The sequence below is a fragment of the uncultured Aggregatibacter sp. genome (assembly GCF_938046485.1).
Classification (GTDB): Bacteria; Pseudomonadota; Gammaproteobacteria; order Enterobacterales; family Pasteurellaceae; genus Aggregatibacter.
This window is the reverse complement of the sequence record NZ_CALIWN010000021.1, coordinates 39,111-55,291: the sequence shown is the minus strand read 5'-3', so window position 1 is coordinate 55,291 and position 16,181 is coordinate 39,111. Positions and strand designations below refer to the sequence as shown.

The window sequence follows — 16,181 nt, the reverse complement described above, 5'->3', positions numbered from 1 at the left end:
GGCATTATTTTTTGTTGTTTTCTGGGCATTGATTAATGTCACTACATTTGCCATAGAGATATAGACTGTGGCTGGAGAGTTCAATGCCGTGCTGTTTACTGATTTCTTTTTGGCGATTTTCAATTAATTCATCATTAAATTCAAACACTTTACCGCAATCGGTGCAGATAATATGGTCGTGATGTTGGGTTGGCGCCAACTCAAAAACCGATTTATTTCCTTCAAAGTTATGGCGAATTAAGATTTTGGCTTCATCGAATTGATTTAAAACACGATATACCGTTGCTAAACCAATGTCTGAACCATTCTCCAATAGCATTTTGTAAACATCTTCTGCGGAAAAATGCTGTTCACTGTGTTTTTGCATTAAAGCAAGAATCGTCAAACGGGGTTCCGTAATTTTCAATCCTGCTTTTTTTAATAATTTGATGTTTTCTTCAGACATAACAGCTCCTTTTTTGCTATTAAGCTAACTCAGCCAAACACATTTCGTCATAAACTTGTTTAACCCATTTGTTGACACGTTCAGACGTTAATTCCGGTTGACGATCTTCATCAATGCATAATCCAACAAACGTATCATCGTCAACTAATGCTTGTGAAGATTCAAAGTTGTAACCTTCTGTCGGCCAATGTCCGACAATAATCGCACCGTGCGGCTCGATAATATTACGCACGGTTCCCATGGCGTCACAGAAATAATCTGCATAATCTTCCTGATCGCCACAGCCAAAGATGGCGACAAGTTTATCCGTAAAATCAATTTGCTCTAATGTTGGGAAAAAGTCATCCCAGTCACATTGCGCTTCGCCGTAGTACCACGTCGGGATACCGAATAAGAGAAAATCGTAAGCCTCGATATCTTCTTTGCTACTTTTGGCAATATCGCGAATATCAACTAATTCGCTGCCTAATTGTTTTTGAATCATTTTGGCAATGTTTTCTGTATTGCCAGTATCACTACCATAAAATAAGCCGACAATAGCCATCTTGTTACCTATTTATTAATGTTAAAATAATCTCGTAAAATTGCGCCAATAAGCTCGGCACGATTCACATTTCGTAGGGATGCTAAATCTTCTAATTGTTGAACCAAGTCCGCATGCAATTTTAATTCGACACGCTTTAATCCACAGGATTTATCACGTTTTAATTGATTGCGCTTATTAATACGGATTTGTTGTTCCCGACTCAGTGGATTGGTTTTCGGACGTCCAACTCTACGAATTTCGCTAAATAAATCTAAAGTAATACAGTCAGAATCTTGTTTTGCCATTTTGTTAACCACTGGCCTGTAAGTCGACTTCTGCCATTCTAACTAAAGAGAATTATTTCAGAAGTGATAATGATAAGCCACAACCAAATTTGGGAGAAAACTATATCATAATTAACAAGCAAATGAAATTCTATTTAGATTCCCCGTGACTATCAATTCTATTTAAAAAATGTGTGATTGCACGGATAACAAATTGCGGTTTTTCCGCATGAACCCAATGTCCGCTACCGTTAATGGTAAAGGAGGCAGCGTGTGGGCATTGGGATAAAATCCGATCGGTGTATTCGGGTAAAATGTAGGAGGAATTGCCACCTTTGATAAACAAGCAAGGTTGTGTGATGTGGCGTGATTCCCAGCCCATTAAGTGAGGGTAATTGTGTTTAAGTGCGGTCAAATTAAAGCGAAAATAATCGGCACTTGAGGCATCAAAGGATTTCAACATAAACTGTTGTACGCGTTCATCCTGAATATATTGCGCTAAAATGGGCTTAGCCTCTTGACGGGTATGGGGTTGTGCATTTTTTACAGCAAATAAACCGTTGAATACATCATCGTGCCCATGTTCGCCATACGCGACAGGCGCAATATCAATCACCACTAAGCGTTTTACTAATTCAGGGTAATTTGCCGCACAAACCATAGCGGTTTTTCCCCCCATGGAGTGCCCGATTAAAATCACTTCACGAATGCCCAAAGAATGAATCACGTCAAAGACATCTTCTGCCATGGCATCGTAATTCATCTCTTCGCAATGAAAACTCAAGCCGTGATTACGTAAATCCACCCGTAGAATGGAATAATCATCACTGAATGCACGAGCGATGACGCCCAAGTTATTCATATCGCCGAATAAACCGTGAATGAACACCAAAACCGGTTTATTAATTACTTGTTTTAATTCATTAAATTGGAAGTTGAGTAATTTTTTCATCAGTTAAATTTGGGGCTGGAGAATTTGCTTACAGCTCGTTATAATGTGTCAAAAGGTTAAAGAGATCAAGCAAGTGGAGAGAGAAAATGAAAATTATCGAAGTGGATGAAGAGCTTTATCAATACATTGCCGGTAATACGCAATCAATTGGTGAAAGCGCTTCGGATATTTTACGTCGTTTGCTCAATCTTTCCACGAAAAACAGCTATGTTCCTTTTGCCGAGAGTTTATCTTCCCCAGTTGAACATTCTTCTTCCGCTAACACGAAACAGGACGCCAAAAAAGTCAATGCAGCGCCGGAATCAAGCGATGCAATAAAGCCTGCTGTGAAAAAGCAGCCTGATGCCGTAACGCAAAAAACCATTGAGAAATTAGAAGCGTTACTCAACTCAGAAGCATTTAAACAAGAAAATAAAGCGGTTATTCGTTTCTTAAGTATTCTGACAATTTTATATCGCACCAATCCTGAAGGCTTTGCCCTCGCCACCGAGTCATTGCAAGGACGCACTCGAGTTTATTTTGCCCGTGATGAAGGCACCTTGCTGATGGCGGGGAATCACACGAAACCAAAACAAATTCCTGATACGCCGTATTGGGTGATCACAAATACCAACAGCGGTCGTAAAATGCTTATGTTGGAAGGCGCGATGCAGTCCATGCATTTGCCGGAATACTTAATTGATCAAGTGCGGTCATTTTTTACGGCAAATTAATGCTTATGGCACTTGGTCGGCAATTTGCACAATCTCCTCTATTTTCCAAGCGAATCGCCTTGCAAGTTTTGCAAGGCGACGCCTTTACATGGCATCAACTCCTCGAAAAAACACAGCAAATCTCCACTTATTTGCAACACCTCGGTGTGAAGCCACAAAATGGTGTCGTATTGTGCGGGAAAAATAGCCTAGAACTGGTGCTGTTTTATTTAGCGGCCATTCAAATCGGAGCCCGTGTTTTAATGCTCAACCCCATGTTTCCACTGGAAAAACGTATTGCACTTTGCCAAGCCTATAATGCGGATTTTTTCTTTACCTCAGACCACGCAGAATGTGTTGCAGAATCCCAAAAGTGCGGTGAGATTTTCAGGTGTTTTTTTACTTTTTCGGATGCCATAAAGCAGGCAGAGAAAATAGACTCTTTTGGCGATTTTCCCGTTAATTTGACGCAACCGGCTACCATGACGCTGACATCAGGATCTACGGGCTTACCCAAAGCCGTTGTACATAATGTGCAAGCACATTTGGCCAATGCACAAGGCGTATGTGATTTGATGCAATTTGGTGCGACAGATTCCTGGTTACTTTCATTGCCGTTGTATCACGTCTCCGGACAAGGCATTGTGTGGCGTTGGTTGACAACAGGGGCAACTTTAGTGTTACCCGGTGAGGATTTTTATGCAGCAGTCAATCAGGTGACCCACGTTTCTTTGGTGCCAACGCAAGTGCAACGCTGGTTACAGTATTTGCAGGAAAAACCTACAACGAGACAAACACGCGCCGTATTGCTTGGCGGGGCACATATTCCGTTAGCACTGACGCAAGCTTTGCAGCGTCTTGGCGTGAAAAGTTACTCCGGTTATGGCATGACAGAAATGGCTTCTACGGTGTTTGCTAAACAAAGCGATGAAAAAAACGGGGTAGGGCAGCCCTTAGCCGGACGTGAATACTGTTTGCACAATGAGGAAATTTGGTTGCGCGGTGCAGGCTTGGCGTTAGGTTATTGGCAACAGGGCAGAATCGTTTCTCTTCTTAACGAACAAGGTTGGTTTGCCACCAAAGATAAAGGTGCGTGGCACGACGGCGAACTTGTGATTTCAGGGCGAATTGATAATATGTTTATTTCCGGTGGGGAAAACATTCAGCCGGAAGAAATTGAAAAACTGATTTTACAGTCTGATTTAGTCAAACAGGTTTTTGTGTTGCCTGTCACCGATCCGGAGTTTGGTCAACGACCGGTAGCCATTGTGGAATGGCGGGAGCCGACAAAAAGTGCGGTGGAAAATCTGAAGGTATTTTTACAGGGGCGATTGGAACGTTTTAAACAACCCGTTGCCTATTATGAATTGCCGTTAAATTTAAGCGACGGCGCAATCAAAGTTTCTCGGAAAACGTTAGCAGGCTGGCTAGCGAAACAATTAGGATAAATATGAAAATAAACGCGTTTTTAACCACACTTTGTGCTGCCTTATTTTTGAACATGGCGGTCTCACACAGCGCCTTTGCCGATCAAAATACCCTGTCTTTGCCAACCGAAAAAAGTCTCAAGGCAGATCTCGCCGCAGCACAAAAAATGCCGGATGGCGATGAAAAGCAAACGTTGGTCACAGACATTCAAACCTCTTTGGATTTATTGCAACAAATTCAAGCGCAGCAAAAGACCAATGAGGCGCTACAAGCTACCTTGAATGGCGCAGATGCTGAAATTCAAAAAAATAGTGCTGAGTTACAAACGCTGAAAAAGCAATTGGATACGGTAAAAGCGGCAGATTATCAATCTCGTCGCTTAGCGGATCTACAGGCTCAGCTTGAAAAATTAACCGAACAACAACAGGAAACACAATCGGCGTTAGGGACTGTGAACAGCCAATTGGCGGGGCAAAGCTCCGTATCTGAGCGGGCGCAAGCCACATTAACCGCCAATTTGAAGCGTGCGCAAGAGCTTAATCAAAAGCTTGGCGATAGCACGACTTCAGCAGCATTGAAACAGCAGGCTCAGTTAGAGTTACAACTGATTGATCTGAAAAATAATTACAATCAAATTTTGTTGAAAAACAGCGATCAGCTGACGGTGTTGTATCAAAGCCGTTATGACTTATTAAACGCTCGTGCGCAAGTGCTACAACAACAGATTGCAGCCATTCAAGAGGCGATTAATCAACAGCATTTGGCACAAACACAAAATCAGGTTGAGCAAGTACAGCAACAAAGTCAAAGTGCGGTCAAAAATAATTATATTCAGAAAGAATTAGAGCGTAATGCCCAGCTGAGCCAATTTTTATTGGAACAAACGGAAAAAACCAACACGTTAACGCAAGATGAATTGCGTATGCGCAGTGTTCTAGAAAGCTTAACGCAAACGCAGCGCACCATTGATGAACAAATTAGTGCGTTGCAAGGCACATTGGTGTTGTCACGGATTATTCAACAGCAAAAACAAAAATTGCCGACAAACTTGAATATCCAAGGATTATCAAAACAAATTGCCGATTTGCGTGTGCAGATTTTTGATATGACTCAACGCCGCAATGAGCTTTACGATTTGGAGGCTTATTTGGCGAAGGTTCAAGCCGATCAGAATCAAACCTTTACTGAGGCGGAAAAAGCACAACTCATCAATTTGTTGACGGAGCGCCGTAAAATTGCCTCCGATGTGATCAAGTCTTTAAATAACCAATTAAATTTGGCGATTTCTTTAGAATTGACACAACAGCAAATTACACAGCTTAGCGATCAAATTCAGGCGAAGTTGGATCAGCAAAGCTTTTGGGTCAAAAGCAATAACCCGATTAATTTAGCGTGGTTTAAGCAGTTACCGATGTCACTTGGTGAGCAATTTGAGGGAATTAGTAAAAAATTAGGTTTTCCGAAAAATTTTGATAACTTGCCTTATTTGCTCATGTTTGTGGCAATTTTGGTACTGATTGGCGGTATTATTTTCAGATTTAAAACACTGATTAAACAACGTTTAGCCACCATTAACAGTGAAATTAATACACTTCGTTCCGACAGTCAGTGGCATACGCCAATGGCACTTTTATTGACGGCGATTATCGCTTTGCCATCCACATTATGGTTTTTAGCCGTGTGCCAACTGTTGGGCTTTTTCTTTGTTCGAAATCCGGCGGAATTTTGGCAATGGTCGTTGAGTATGGCGGCATATTGGTGGTTCTTTAGCTTTGTGCTTGCACTTTTACGACCGAATGGTATCTCCGTTCGTCATTTTGGATTCTCTCAGGATGAAGCGGAAAAACTGAGAGCGGTGACGAAACGAATCATTGTCGCGGTAGTATTATTATTGAATACCTCGGTTTTCAGTAATGTTATGGATAGCGGTTTAGCCAATGATGTGCTTGGCGAATTGAATACCATGGTCGCCTTGATTTTTTGTATCGCCATTATTGCGCCACGTTTTCGTAGAGCTTCAAAAACATTAGGCCAGACAAATCGTGATCACCGAGATGAACTGATTTTAAAAATTGTCCGCATTTTATTGCAATTAGTGCCGGTCGGATTGATTGTATTGGTTGCGCTCGGTTATTACTACACCGCACTTAACTTGATTAACCATATGATTAACACCTACATCGCTTGGGTGGTTTGGTCGTTGGCGCGCCATACGATATACCGTGCGATTACGGTTTCCTCCCGTCGTTTAGCATACCGTCGCGTGCAAGAAAAACGTCAGCAAAAAGCTACGAAAGCCAATGATGGATCCTCTGCAGAGGATGTCGTGGTGGTGAGCGAACAAGAAGAGGGCATGGCGGTCAACCAAGTGCGCAGTCAGTTGTTACGTTTTGGCGATTTATTCATTTGGACGGCATTGTTTGCGATTTTCTATTATGTGTGGTCGGATTTAGTTACTGTAGCCAGTTACTTACGCGACATTACCTTATGGCAACAAACGACCACAACGGAAGCCGGTGTGGTAACCGAAAGTATTTCGCTATTTAACTTAATTGTTGCTTTAGTAATTATCGGTATTACTTACATTTTGGTGCGCAACCTGCCGGGGATTTTAGAAGTGTTGATCTTCTCCCGTGTGAAGTTGTCGCAAGGCACGCCTTATACGATTAATACCTTATTAACCTATCTCTTAGTGGCTATTGGAGGCGCATGGGCGTTTGCCACCTTAGGGATGTCATGGTCTAAATTGCAGTGGTTATTCGCCGCACTTTCTGTGGGTCTCGGTTTCGGTATGCAGGAAATCTTTGCTAACTTCGTGTCGGGTATTATTCTCTTATTTGAACGTCCGATTCGAGTCGGTGATACCGTGACCATTAACGATGTGACCGGCACGGTCGCAAAAATTCGTATTCGTGCAATTACGATTATCGATCCTGATCGCAAAGAAGTGATTGTGCCGAATAAATCTTTTGTGACCGGACAAGTCACTAACTGGGCGTTATCCAATACCATTACCCGCTTAGTGATTTCGGTCGGTGTGGCATATGGTTCCGATTTAGACTTGGTTAAACGCTTATTGTTACAAGCGGCGGCTGAGCAAGCTAATGTAATGAAAGAACCTGAGCCAAGTGCTTTATTCATCAGTTTTGGTGCCAGCACCTTAGATCATGAATTGCGGGTTTATGTTTCTCAAGTCTCCGAGCGTACAAATACCATTGATGCGTTAAACCGCCGTATTAACGAATTGTTTGCGGAAAATAACATTGAGATCGCTTTCAATCAGCTCGATGTCTTTATCAAAAATCAAGATACCGGCGCGATTATGCCGTTGGTGGAAGTGAAATCATAAATCGAATGGAAGAGAGAAGATTATGGCAGGAAATACGATTGGGCAATTGTTTCGCGTCACCACCTTTGGTGAATCTCATGGCATCGCATTAGGTTGTATTGTTGATGGTGTGCCACCGAATATGGCGCTCTCGGAGGCCGATATTCAGCCGGATTTAGATCGCCGTAAACCGGGTACCTCTCGTTATACCACGCCACGTCGTGAGGACGATGAAGTGCAAATTTTGTCCGGCGTCTTTGAGGGCAAAACTACCGGTACCAGCATTGGTATGATCATCAAAAATGGCGATCAACGTTCGCAAGATTACAGCGAAATCAAAGATCGTTTTCGCCCGGGCCATGCCGATTTTACTTATCAGCAAAAATACGGTATTCGAGATTATCGCGGTGGTGGCCGGTCTTCTGCCCGTGAAACAGCTATGCGTGTGGCGGCAGGCGCTATCGCAAAAAAATATTTACGTGAACAATACGGCATTGAAGTTCGCGGTTTTTTAAGCCAAATCGGCAAGGTAAAAATCTCGCCCCAATCCCTTGCAAACATCGATTGGACGGAAGTGAATAGTAATCCGTTTTTCTGTCCGGATAAAAGTGCGGTGGAAAAATTCGATGAATTAATTCGTGAATTGAAAAAGCAGGGCGATTCCATCGGCGCAAAATTAACCGTCATTGCTGAAAATGTGCCGGTGGGCTTAGGCGAACCGGTATTTGACCGTTTAGATGCAGATTTAGCCCATGCTCTCATGAGCATTAATGCGGTAAAAGGCGTAGAAATCGGCGATGGTTTTGCCGTCGTCGAACAACGTGGTAGTGAACATCGTGACGAAATGACGCCGGAGGGATTTCTTTCCAATCATGCGGGTGGCATTTTAGGCGGTATCAGCTCCGGACAACCGATTATTGCGACCATTGCGTTAAAACCCACCTCCAGCATCACCCTTCCGGGGCGTTCCGTCAATCTTAATAACGAACCCGTAGAGGTTGTGACCAAAGGTCGTCATGACCCTTGTGTGGGTATTCGCGCCGTGCCGATTGCCGAAGCGATGATGGCGATTGTGTTGTTAGATCATTTGTTACGATTTCAAGCGCAGTGTCGATAATTTGCAACAGGGGAATACATAGTGAGTAAGATTCTTCATCACGCCATCAAAAGTGCGGTCATTTTTAGCAGCGTTTTTTTTGCGCTATCTACTTTTGCCGCACCACAAGATTGGCAACAAATCAAACGTCCGATCCCGGCAGAAAACGGTAAAGCCGAGGCGATTGGCAGCTATTCCAACGGCTGTATTATTGGTGCGGAACCCTTGCCTTATAAAGGCGAAGGCTATCAAGTCATTCGTATGAATAAAAACCGTTATTATGGTCATCCTGACATGATTCGTTATTTGCAACGTCTTGGACAACGCGTCAAGGCGGCTGGCTTACCAACGATGTTAGTAGGCGATATTGCCATGCCGGGGGGCGGACGTTTTTTGACGGGGCACGCCAGTCATCAAATGGGGTTAGATGCTGACATTTGGTTGCGCATGGGCAGTATGTCTGACACGGATGCCTTGAATTCAGATGGAAAAGGTTTGTTGGTGGTGAACCGCAAAGCACAACGGGTGGATGAGAGCATCTGGACATCCAATCACGCAAAATTGATTAAGTTAGCCGCGGAAGATCCGAAAGTAACGCGTATTTTTGTGAATCCGGCGATTAAATTGAAACTCTGTGAAACGGCAGGTTCAGATCGTGCTTGGTTACACAAAATCCGTCCGTGGTTTGGGCATGACTCCCATTTTCATGTGCGGCTCACCTGCCCGCAAGGCGCACAACACTGCGAAAATCAGGCACCGGTGCCGGCCGGAGATGGCTGCGATAGCGAACTTTATTCTTGGTTTGAACCGCCAAAACCCGGGGCAACACCAAGTAAGCCCAAAGTCACACCGCTAGAACCTTTTTTGTGTCAACAAATCTTGAACTCACCAAATCGGAGTGAATGGTTGGAGTAAGGGATGGAATTCGGTCTTGATATTTTAGCCATTTTATTTGTGGTCGCTTTTGTTGCCGGTTTTATTGATGCCATTGCCGGCGGTGGCGGATTAATTACGATTCCGGCGTTGCTGATGACAGGCATTCCGCCTGCGCTCGCGTTGGGGACTAACAAGCTACAAGCCTGTGGTGGCTCTTTTTCTGCGAGTCTTTATTTTTTGCGTAAAAGAGCGGTCAATTTTTCGGAAGTTTGGCTAATTTTGCTGATGATTTTCTTTGGCTCTGTCGCCGGAACGATTTTAATTCAGCTGATTGATGCCTCCGTCATTAAAAAAATTCTGCCATTTTTAATTTTAGCCATCGGTGTTTATTTTTTAGTGACGCCTAAATTGGGCGATGAAGATCGTAAACAACGTCTGTCTTATCCGATTTTCGCTTTTTGTATCGGCACATGGATGGGTTTTTATGACGGATTTTTCGGGCCGGGCACCGGTTCGATTATGAGCTTGGCTTGCGTGACATTACTGGGTTTTAATTTAGCCAAGGCCACCGCCCATGCCAAAGTCATGAATTTTACCTCTAACTTAGCTTCATTAATTTTTTTCCTTATTGGGGGGCAAATTTTATGGACGGTCGGTTTGGCCATGATGGCGGGACAATTTATTGGCGCCAATTTAGGCGCTAAAATGGTGATGACCAAAGGCAAAACGTTGATTCGCCCAATGGTGGTAGTTATGTCTTTTATCATGACGATAAAAATGGCCTTTGATCAAGGCTGGTTTAATTTCTAACGGGATAAAGTGCGGTGAATTTCCGCAACGTTTTTATGACAGATTCTCAACAAAATATTCGTTTAACGGCACGTGTCGGCTATGAGCCGCATTTCTCGTGGTCCTATTTAAAGCCTAAATACTGGGGCATTTGGCTCGGTATTTTGGTTTTGCTGTTACTGGCGTTTATTCCTTTTCGTTTGCGCGATAAATTCGCCGCCAAGATTGGTCTGTTGGTTGGACATAAAGCGAAAAAACAACGCAAACGCGCGCAAATTAATTTGCAATATTGTTTTCCGCAATGGTCTGAACAACAGCGTGAACAGGTGATTGATGATATGTTTGTTGTATTGGCGCAAGTGATGTTAGGAATCGGCGAAATTGCGGTGCGTTCAAAAAAACATTTGCAACAGCGCAGTGAATTTATTGGCATTGAACATATTAAACAGGCAAAAGAGCAGGGTAAAAATGTGATTTTGCTAGTACCGCACGGTTGGGCAATTGATGCGTCAGGGATTATTTTGCACACTCATGGCATTCCGATGACATCCATGTATAACCCGCATCGCAATCCTCTGGTGGATTGGCTTTGGACGCTGGCACGCCAACGTTTCGGTGGCAAAATGCATGCGCGCCAAAATGGTATCAAACCGTTTTTGAGCCACATTCGACAAGGACAAATGGGTTATTATTTGCCGGACGAAGATTTTGGTGAAGAACAAAGCGTGTATGTGGATTTCTTTGCGACCTACAAAGCAACCTTGCCGGGGATTAATAAAATGGCGAAGTTGGCAAAAGCCGTTGTGATCCCGATGTTTCCGCGTTATAACGCGCAGCTGGGTAAATACCAAATGGAAATTCATCCGGCAATGACACTGAGTGATGATCCGCAGCAATCTGCTCGCGCCATGAACGCAGAAATCGAAAGTTTTGTCACCGAAACACCGGAACAATATGTATGGATTTTGCAGCTTCTGCGCACCCGAAAAAATGGCGAAGATCTTTATGATTAATGTTCGGCAATCTGTCGATTTATGATAATATGCGCGCCGACTTATAATTTTAATTTGTGTGAAAAAACAACCGCACTTTTAGGTAAAAAAATGGAAAAACAACTTGCACTCATTGCCTCCTCAATTAAATCCATTCCTGATCATCCGAAACCGGGGATCATTTTTCGTGATATTACCAGCTTAGTAGAAGAACCGGCGGCGTTTCGCGCTGCGATCGATTTGATGGTGCAACATTGCAAAGATAAAGGCATTAATAAAGTCATTGGGACGGAATCCCGTGGCTTTATTTTTGGCGCACCGGTGGCATTGGCATTAAATGTGCCTTTTGTGTTGGTACGTAAACCGGGTAAGTTACCACGTGAAACCATTGCGCAATCTTATGAATTGGAATACGGACAAGACACCTTGGAAATTCATGTGGATTCCATTCAAAAAGGTGATAACGTATTGATTATTGATGACTTATTGGCAACAGGCGGAACTGTTGAAGCCACGGTTAAATTAGTACAACGTTTGGGCGGCGAAGTGAAGCATGCGGCATTCGTGATCAATTTACCGGATCTCGGCGGCGAACAACGCTTACGCGATTTAGGCGTAGAACCTTATACTTTAGTTAATTTTGCCGGTCATTAATTTTCTAAACGGGCAGGGATAAAGCATGAGTTATCAAGTATTAGCAAGAAAATGGCGACCAAAAACCTTTGCTGATGTTGTCGGTCAGCAACATATTTTGACCGCACTTGCTAACGGCTTGCGTGAAAATCGCCTGCATCATGCTTATTTATTTTCCGGCACGCGCGGCGTGGGAAAAACCTCCATTGCCCGTTTATTTGCCAAAGGGCTGAATTGTGTTAATGGTGTGACCGCTGAGCCTTGTGGTGTATGTGAACACTGTAAAGCCATTGAAGAAGGCAATTTTATCGATTTAATTGAAATCGATGCTGCCTCCCGCACCAAAGTGGAAGATACACGCGAGCTGTTGGATAACGTGCAATACAAGCCGGTGTTGGGGCGTTATAAAGTGTATCTTATCGATGAAGTGCACATGCTTTCCCGCCATTCTTTCAATGCGCTCTTAAAAACCTTAGAAGAGCCGCCGGAATATGTGAAATTCCTGTTGGCGACTACCGATCCTCATAAACTGCCGGTGACGATTTTATCTCGTTGCATGCAGTTCCATTTGAAAGCCTTGGAGCAATCACAAATTGCCGAGCATTTGGGATACATCCTAAATCAGGAACAGATTCCCTTTGAGTCTTTAGCATTAGATAAACTCGCCAGTGCGGCACAAGGCAGTATCCGCGATAGCCTCAGTTTGACAGATCAAGCCATTGCAATGAGTAACGGCAATATAACGCTCAATATTGTCAATGAAATGTTGGGTTTATTGGATGAAACCCAAGCCATTGAGATGATTTATGCCTTGCAACAAGGTAATGGTGAAAAACTCATGCAGGTTGTGAGTGAGGTGGCGAATAAAGCAGGTGATTGGGATGAGCTGTTGCGTGAAGTCGCAGAAAATCTGCACAAGATCGCAATGCAGCAATTATTACCACAAGCCTCGTTAACAGAAGCGGATCACATAGGTTTTTTAGCGAAACATATCGCACCACAGGACGTGCAATTTTTCTATCAAGTAGTGGTGAGCGGCCGGAAAGAATTAAGTTTGGCACCAACAGCGCGCATGGGCGCAGAAATGGTGTTATTGCGTGCGTTGGCGTTTCATCCGAAATTCATTGGTCAACCGCTAAACCTTGAAAACAGCACGCAAGAAAGTTCACCAAAAAATCCATCAAGTGCGGTGGAAAATCATGTTAAATCTTCAGGGCAAACTGCTTCAGCGGCGATAGAAATGCCGGTGGTTTCTCAGGCGATAAAAGCCCATTATCAAGATCGTAAAAAATCCACTACGAATGAAACCGTTGCAAAAACAGCGCAACCTCAATCCACGCAATCGGCAGAACCCTTGGTGAGTTCGCCTGTACTTGGCGCATTAAACGGATTAGACCAACTGGATGCGATGCCGAGTAGCCCTTCTCAAGAAAAAAAAAAGTCTGAGCGCCTAGCACAACATTCCTCTGAAAAACTGACCGCACTTTCTCAGGCTTCTGACACCTTGGGTGCTAAAAGTGCGGTGGAAAATCCGAATGAATCGGAGAGTGAAGAAAACGATTCAGATGGGCTAGGCGAAGATTACCGTTGGGAGTGGAGCAACCCGGAGCTAGCACAGGTTGAGCAGGGCCCGAAACCTTCGGATATTAAGGCTGCCATTCTGCAAGACATCACTCCTGAACTACAGCAAAAAATTGTCCATTTAACGGAAGAACAAGATCGCTGGGCACAGTTAATTGAACAAAGCGGTGTGGAAAATCTCACCAAAGAATTTGCCTTAAATACCTTTATTTGGACGGAAAGCGAAGATTCGCTTAAATTGGGTGTGCGTTCCAGCCATGCACATTTGAATCAAGATAAGCATTGCAAATTATTGCAGCAGGCGCTTTCACAGGTGTTAGGGAAAGCCATTACATTGACCGTTGAAATCAATGATGACGAACAGTATGTAACGCCAACGGATTATCGCCGCAAAATTTATGCTCAATTACGGGAGCAGGCGAAGCAAGATTTATTGCAGGATCAAAAATTGCAATTATTAGAACGCGAATTTGATTGTAGCGTTGATGTGAAAAGTATTCGTCCGGTGTAATGATGTTGAAAAATCCCCCCCTTAAATTCATCGCTTTTTTCGTTTTACTGGTGGCAGCGATTGGCGGCTATCTTCTTTATAGCATCACTATTTTTTCACCTGTCAATATTCACTTTAGCACGACGCCAAATCTCACCTATCATCCGATAAAAAAACAGGATGAGTTAATTTGTTATCAAGCAGACCAGGCACCACGCGAAATCACACAGAAGACATTTCGCTTGTTGGTTTGGAATTTGCATAAAGGACAAGATGCCGGTTGGCAACAGGCACTGAATCGTTTGGCACAGGGGCGTGATCTGTTGCTATTACAGGAAGTGTTAAACACACAAGAATTGGCAACACAATATTCATCGCGATTTCCTACCGCACTTTATGCCAGCGCCTTTGCTTATTTACAACAACAATCCGGCGTGGAAATTCTCTCTCAATTTGCACCGCACTTTTACTGTGCCGGCGCAAAATCCGAACCTTGGATTCGTATTCCCAAAGTGGGCGCAGCGATGAGCTTGCCTCTGTCCAACGGGCAAGCGCTGTTATTGGTCAACGTGCATTTGATCAATTTTGAAATAAATCCCACGACTTATGAAGAACAACTTCGCACACTGATGCAGTTAGTTTCACAACATCAAGGCCCACTTGTGTTATCCGGTGATTTTAATTCTTGGAATGGTTATCGCGCGCAAATCATCCGAAAAGTGATCAACGAATTTGGTTTAGAGGAAGTGTCTTTTGAACAAGATCACCGCTTACGTTTTTTAGGCAATCCGCTCGATCATATTTTTGTGCGTGGATTGAATGTGTTGAACGCCACAACAGAACCCACGGAAAGCTCTGATCATGCACCGTTGCTGTTAGAGGTGGAATTAGCAGATTAAACCGCCGCCGTGATCACAATTTCTACTTTCCAGCGAGGATCCGCAAGTTTAGCTTCCACGGTAGCACGTGCTGGGGGATTTTGCACATCAACCCATTCATCCCAAGCTTGATTCATTAACGCATAGTCCTGCATGTTCGCCAAAAAAATTTGTGCGTTTAGAATACGGTGTTTATGGGAATGTATTTTTTCCAGCAACTTGTCGATAAGCGTCAAGACTTCTTTCGTTTGCTCGTAGGTATTCTGTTCTACGCTGGTTTCCGGCACTTGCCCTGCAAAATAAGCAACACCCTGATAAATTACGGCTTCTGCAAGACGAGCGTTGGTGTCAATGCGTTGAATTTGTGTCATACCATCTTCCTCTGAATAAAAATAATTCTCAGAGATTATACCAATTCTCACAAAAAACCTCTAAAATTCTTGAACCTTCCATTCAATAATTCATCTGATTTATGAAGCTATTAATTTCGAATCAACACGGTGCCATTGTGATGGCGCTTATGCCATTTTTATACGGAATGTTGCTCAGTCATCCGATTTGGCAACATATTTTCTTTTTGTTGGCGTGGTTTTCCTTGTATTTAATGACTTATCCGTTTCTGAATTTATTTAAAGGCAGAAATTTGGAACTATATATCAAATGGTCGTGGATTTATTTCTTCGCCTGTGCCATTTTTGCCATTCCGGTATTGATTTATAACTGGCATACGGTGCTATTTGTGGCGGCTATGTTGCCGTTCGTGTTGATCAGTATTTATTACATTAAGCAAAAAGATGAACGTGCTTTTTTAAATGATTTAGCAGGCATTGTGATTTTTGCGATTGCCGGTATGGGATCCTATTATTTTCCTGACCGCACTTTTGATGACAAAATTTGGCTGGTGGCACTGTATCCGAGCTTATTTTTTATTGGGACCACTTTATATGTGAAATCCGTTATGCGCGAGCGTAAAAATCCGTTGTATTTAAAATTATCCATTGGTTTTCACGCGCTTTGTATTCTTGGATTTATTTGTGTAGAACAATATCTCATGGCGTTAGCATTTGTGCCGCCATTCATTCGTGCCATTTGGTTGCCGAAGAAAAAAATGTCGGTCAAACAAGTGGGTTTCACCGAAATGGGGATTTCCCTATTGTTTTTTGCCAATTTACTTTATGCCACGTTGTAGAT

At 43.3% G+C, this 16,181-nt stretch carries 16 protein-coding genes; 11 read left to right on the top strand and 5 right to left on the bottom strand.

What is annotated here, in order from left to right:
- Positions 1–4 precede the first annotated feature (4 nt).
- From fur to Q0203_RS02595, 4 genes are all read right to left on the bottom strand, one after another.
- Positions 5–445, bottom strand: coding sequence for a ferric iron uptake transcriptional regulator (gene fur / locus Q0203_RS02610; protein ID WP_295976370.1), 441 nt, complete (start codon positions 443–445; stop codon positions 5–7).
- A gap of 19 nt (positions 446–464) precedes the next feature.
- A complete protein-coding gene (gene fldA / locus Q0203_RS02605) occupies positions 465–989 on the bottom strand; it encodes a flavodoxin FldA (protein WP_297929303.1) in 525 nt (174 codons plus the stop codon).
- Positions 990–997: 8 nt separating this feature from the next.
- Entirely contained in the window at positions 998–1,276 is a 279-nt protein-coding gene (ybfE, locus tag Q0203_RS02600; protein WP_297929301.1) for a LexA regulated protein, read from the bottom strand.
- Positions 1,277–1,406: 130 nt separating this feature from the next.
- Positions 1,407–2,207: an alpha/beta fold hydrolase gene (locus Q0203_RS02595; protein WP_297929299.1), complete on the bottom strand. Its 801-nt coding sequence runs from the start codon at positions 2,205–2,207 to the stop codon at positions 1,407–1,409.
- A gap of 86 nt (positions 2,208–2,293) precedes the next feature.
- Here Q0203_RS02595 and seqA point away from each other — a divergent pair, with 86 nt between their 5' ends.
- Genes seqA through Q0203_RS02545 form a run of 10 tightly spaced genes read left to right on the top strand, consistent with a single transcriptional unit; the run spans position 2,294 to position 15,011 of the window.
- Complete coding sequence (gene seqA, locus Q0203_RS02590; protein ID WP_297929297.1) at positions 2,294–2,920, top strand: replication initiation negative regulator SeqA; 627 nt, start codon at positions 2,294–2,296, stop codon at positions 2,918–2,920.
- Positions 2,921–2,925: 5 nt separating this feature from the next.
- Positions 2,926–4,347, top strand: coding sequence for an o-succinylbenzoate--CoA ligase (gene menE / locus Q0203_RS02585; RefSeq protein ID WP_297929357.1), 1,422 nt, complete (start codon positions 2,926–2,928; stop codon positions 4,345–4,347).
- A gap of 2 nt (positions 4,348–4,349) precedes the next feature.
- Positions 4,350–7,676, top strand: coding sequence for a mechanosensitive channel MscK (gene mscK, locus Q0203_RS02580; RefSeq protein WP_297929295.1), 3,327 nt, complete (start codon positions 4,350–4,352; stop codon positions 7,674–7,676).
- A gap of 22 nt (positions 7,677–7,698) precedes the next feature.
- Positions 7,699–8,772, top strand: coding sequence for a chorismate synthase (aroC, locus tag Q0203_RS02575; RefSeq protein WP_297929294.1), 1,074 nt, complete (start codon positions 7,699–7,701; stop codon positions 8,770–8,772).
- Between the two features lie 21 nt (positions 8,773–8,793).
- Positions 8,794–9,666, top strand: a complete 873-nt coding sequence (mepA, locus tag Q0203_RS02570) for a penicillin-insensitive murein endopeptidase (protein ID WP_297929292.1) — start codon at positions 8,794–8,796, stop codon at positions 9,664–9,666.
- Between the two features lie 3 nt (positions 9,667–9,669).
- Entirely contained in the window at positions 9,670–10,437 is a 768-nt protein-coding gene (locus Q0203_RS02565; protein WP_297929290.1) for a TSUP family transporter, read from the top strand.
- A gap of 35 nt (positions 10,438–10,472) precedes the next feature.
- Positions 10,473–11,429 (top strand): lauroyl-Kdo(2)-lipid IV(A) myristoyltransferase, encoded by a 957-nt coding sequence (gene lpxM, locus Q0203_RS02560; RefSeq protein WP_297929288.1) that lies wholly within the window; start codon positions 10,473–10,475, stop codon positions 11,427–11,429.
- A 21-nt stretch (positions 11,430–11,450) separates the two neighbouring features.
- Positions 11,451–12,062: an adenine phosphoribosyltransferase gene (apt, locus tag Q0203_RS02555; protein WP_297929286.1), complete on the top strand. Its 612-nt coding sequence runs from the start codon at positions 11,451–11,453 to the stop codon at positions 12,060–12,062.
- Positions 12,063–12,087: 25 nt separating this feature from the next.
- Positions 12,088–14,133: a DNA polymerase III subunit gamma/tau gene (dnaX, locus tag Q0203_RS02550; protein WP_297929284.1), complete on the top strand. Its 2,046-nt coding sequence runs from the start codon at positions 12,088–12,090 to the stop codon at positions 14,131–14,133.
- Between the two features lie 2 nt (positions 14,134–14,135).
- Positions 14,136–15,011, top strand: a complete 876-nt coding sequence (locus Q0203_RS02545) for an endonuclease/exonuclease/phosphatase family protein (RefSeq protein WP_297929282.1) — start codon at positions 14,136–14,138, stop codon at positions 15,009–15,011.
- Here Q0203_RS02545 and Q0203_RS02540 read toward each other — a convergent pair.
- A complete protein-coding gene (locus tag Q0203_RS02540) occupies positions 15,008–15,361 on the bottom strand; it encodes a RidA family protein (protein WP_297929280.1) in 354 nt (117 codons plus the stop codon). The two genes, Q0203_RS02545 and Q0203_RS02540, sit on opposite strands and share 4 nt — an antisense overlap.
- A 101-nt stretch (positions 15,362–15,462) precedes the next feature.
- On the opposite strand from Q0203_RS02540, the gene Q0203_RS02535 reads away from it, so the two are divergent.
- Positions 15,463–16,179, top strand: a complete 717-nt coding sequence (locus tag Q0203_RS02535) for a YwiC-like family protein (RefSeq protein WP_297929278.1) — start codon at positions 15,463–15,465, stop codon at positions 16,177–16,179.
- Positions 16,180–16,181: the final 2 nt, after the last annotated feature.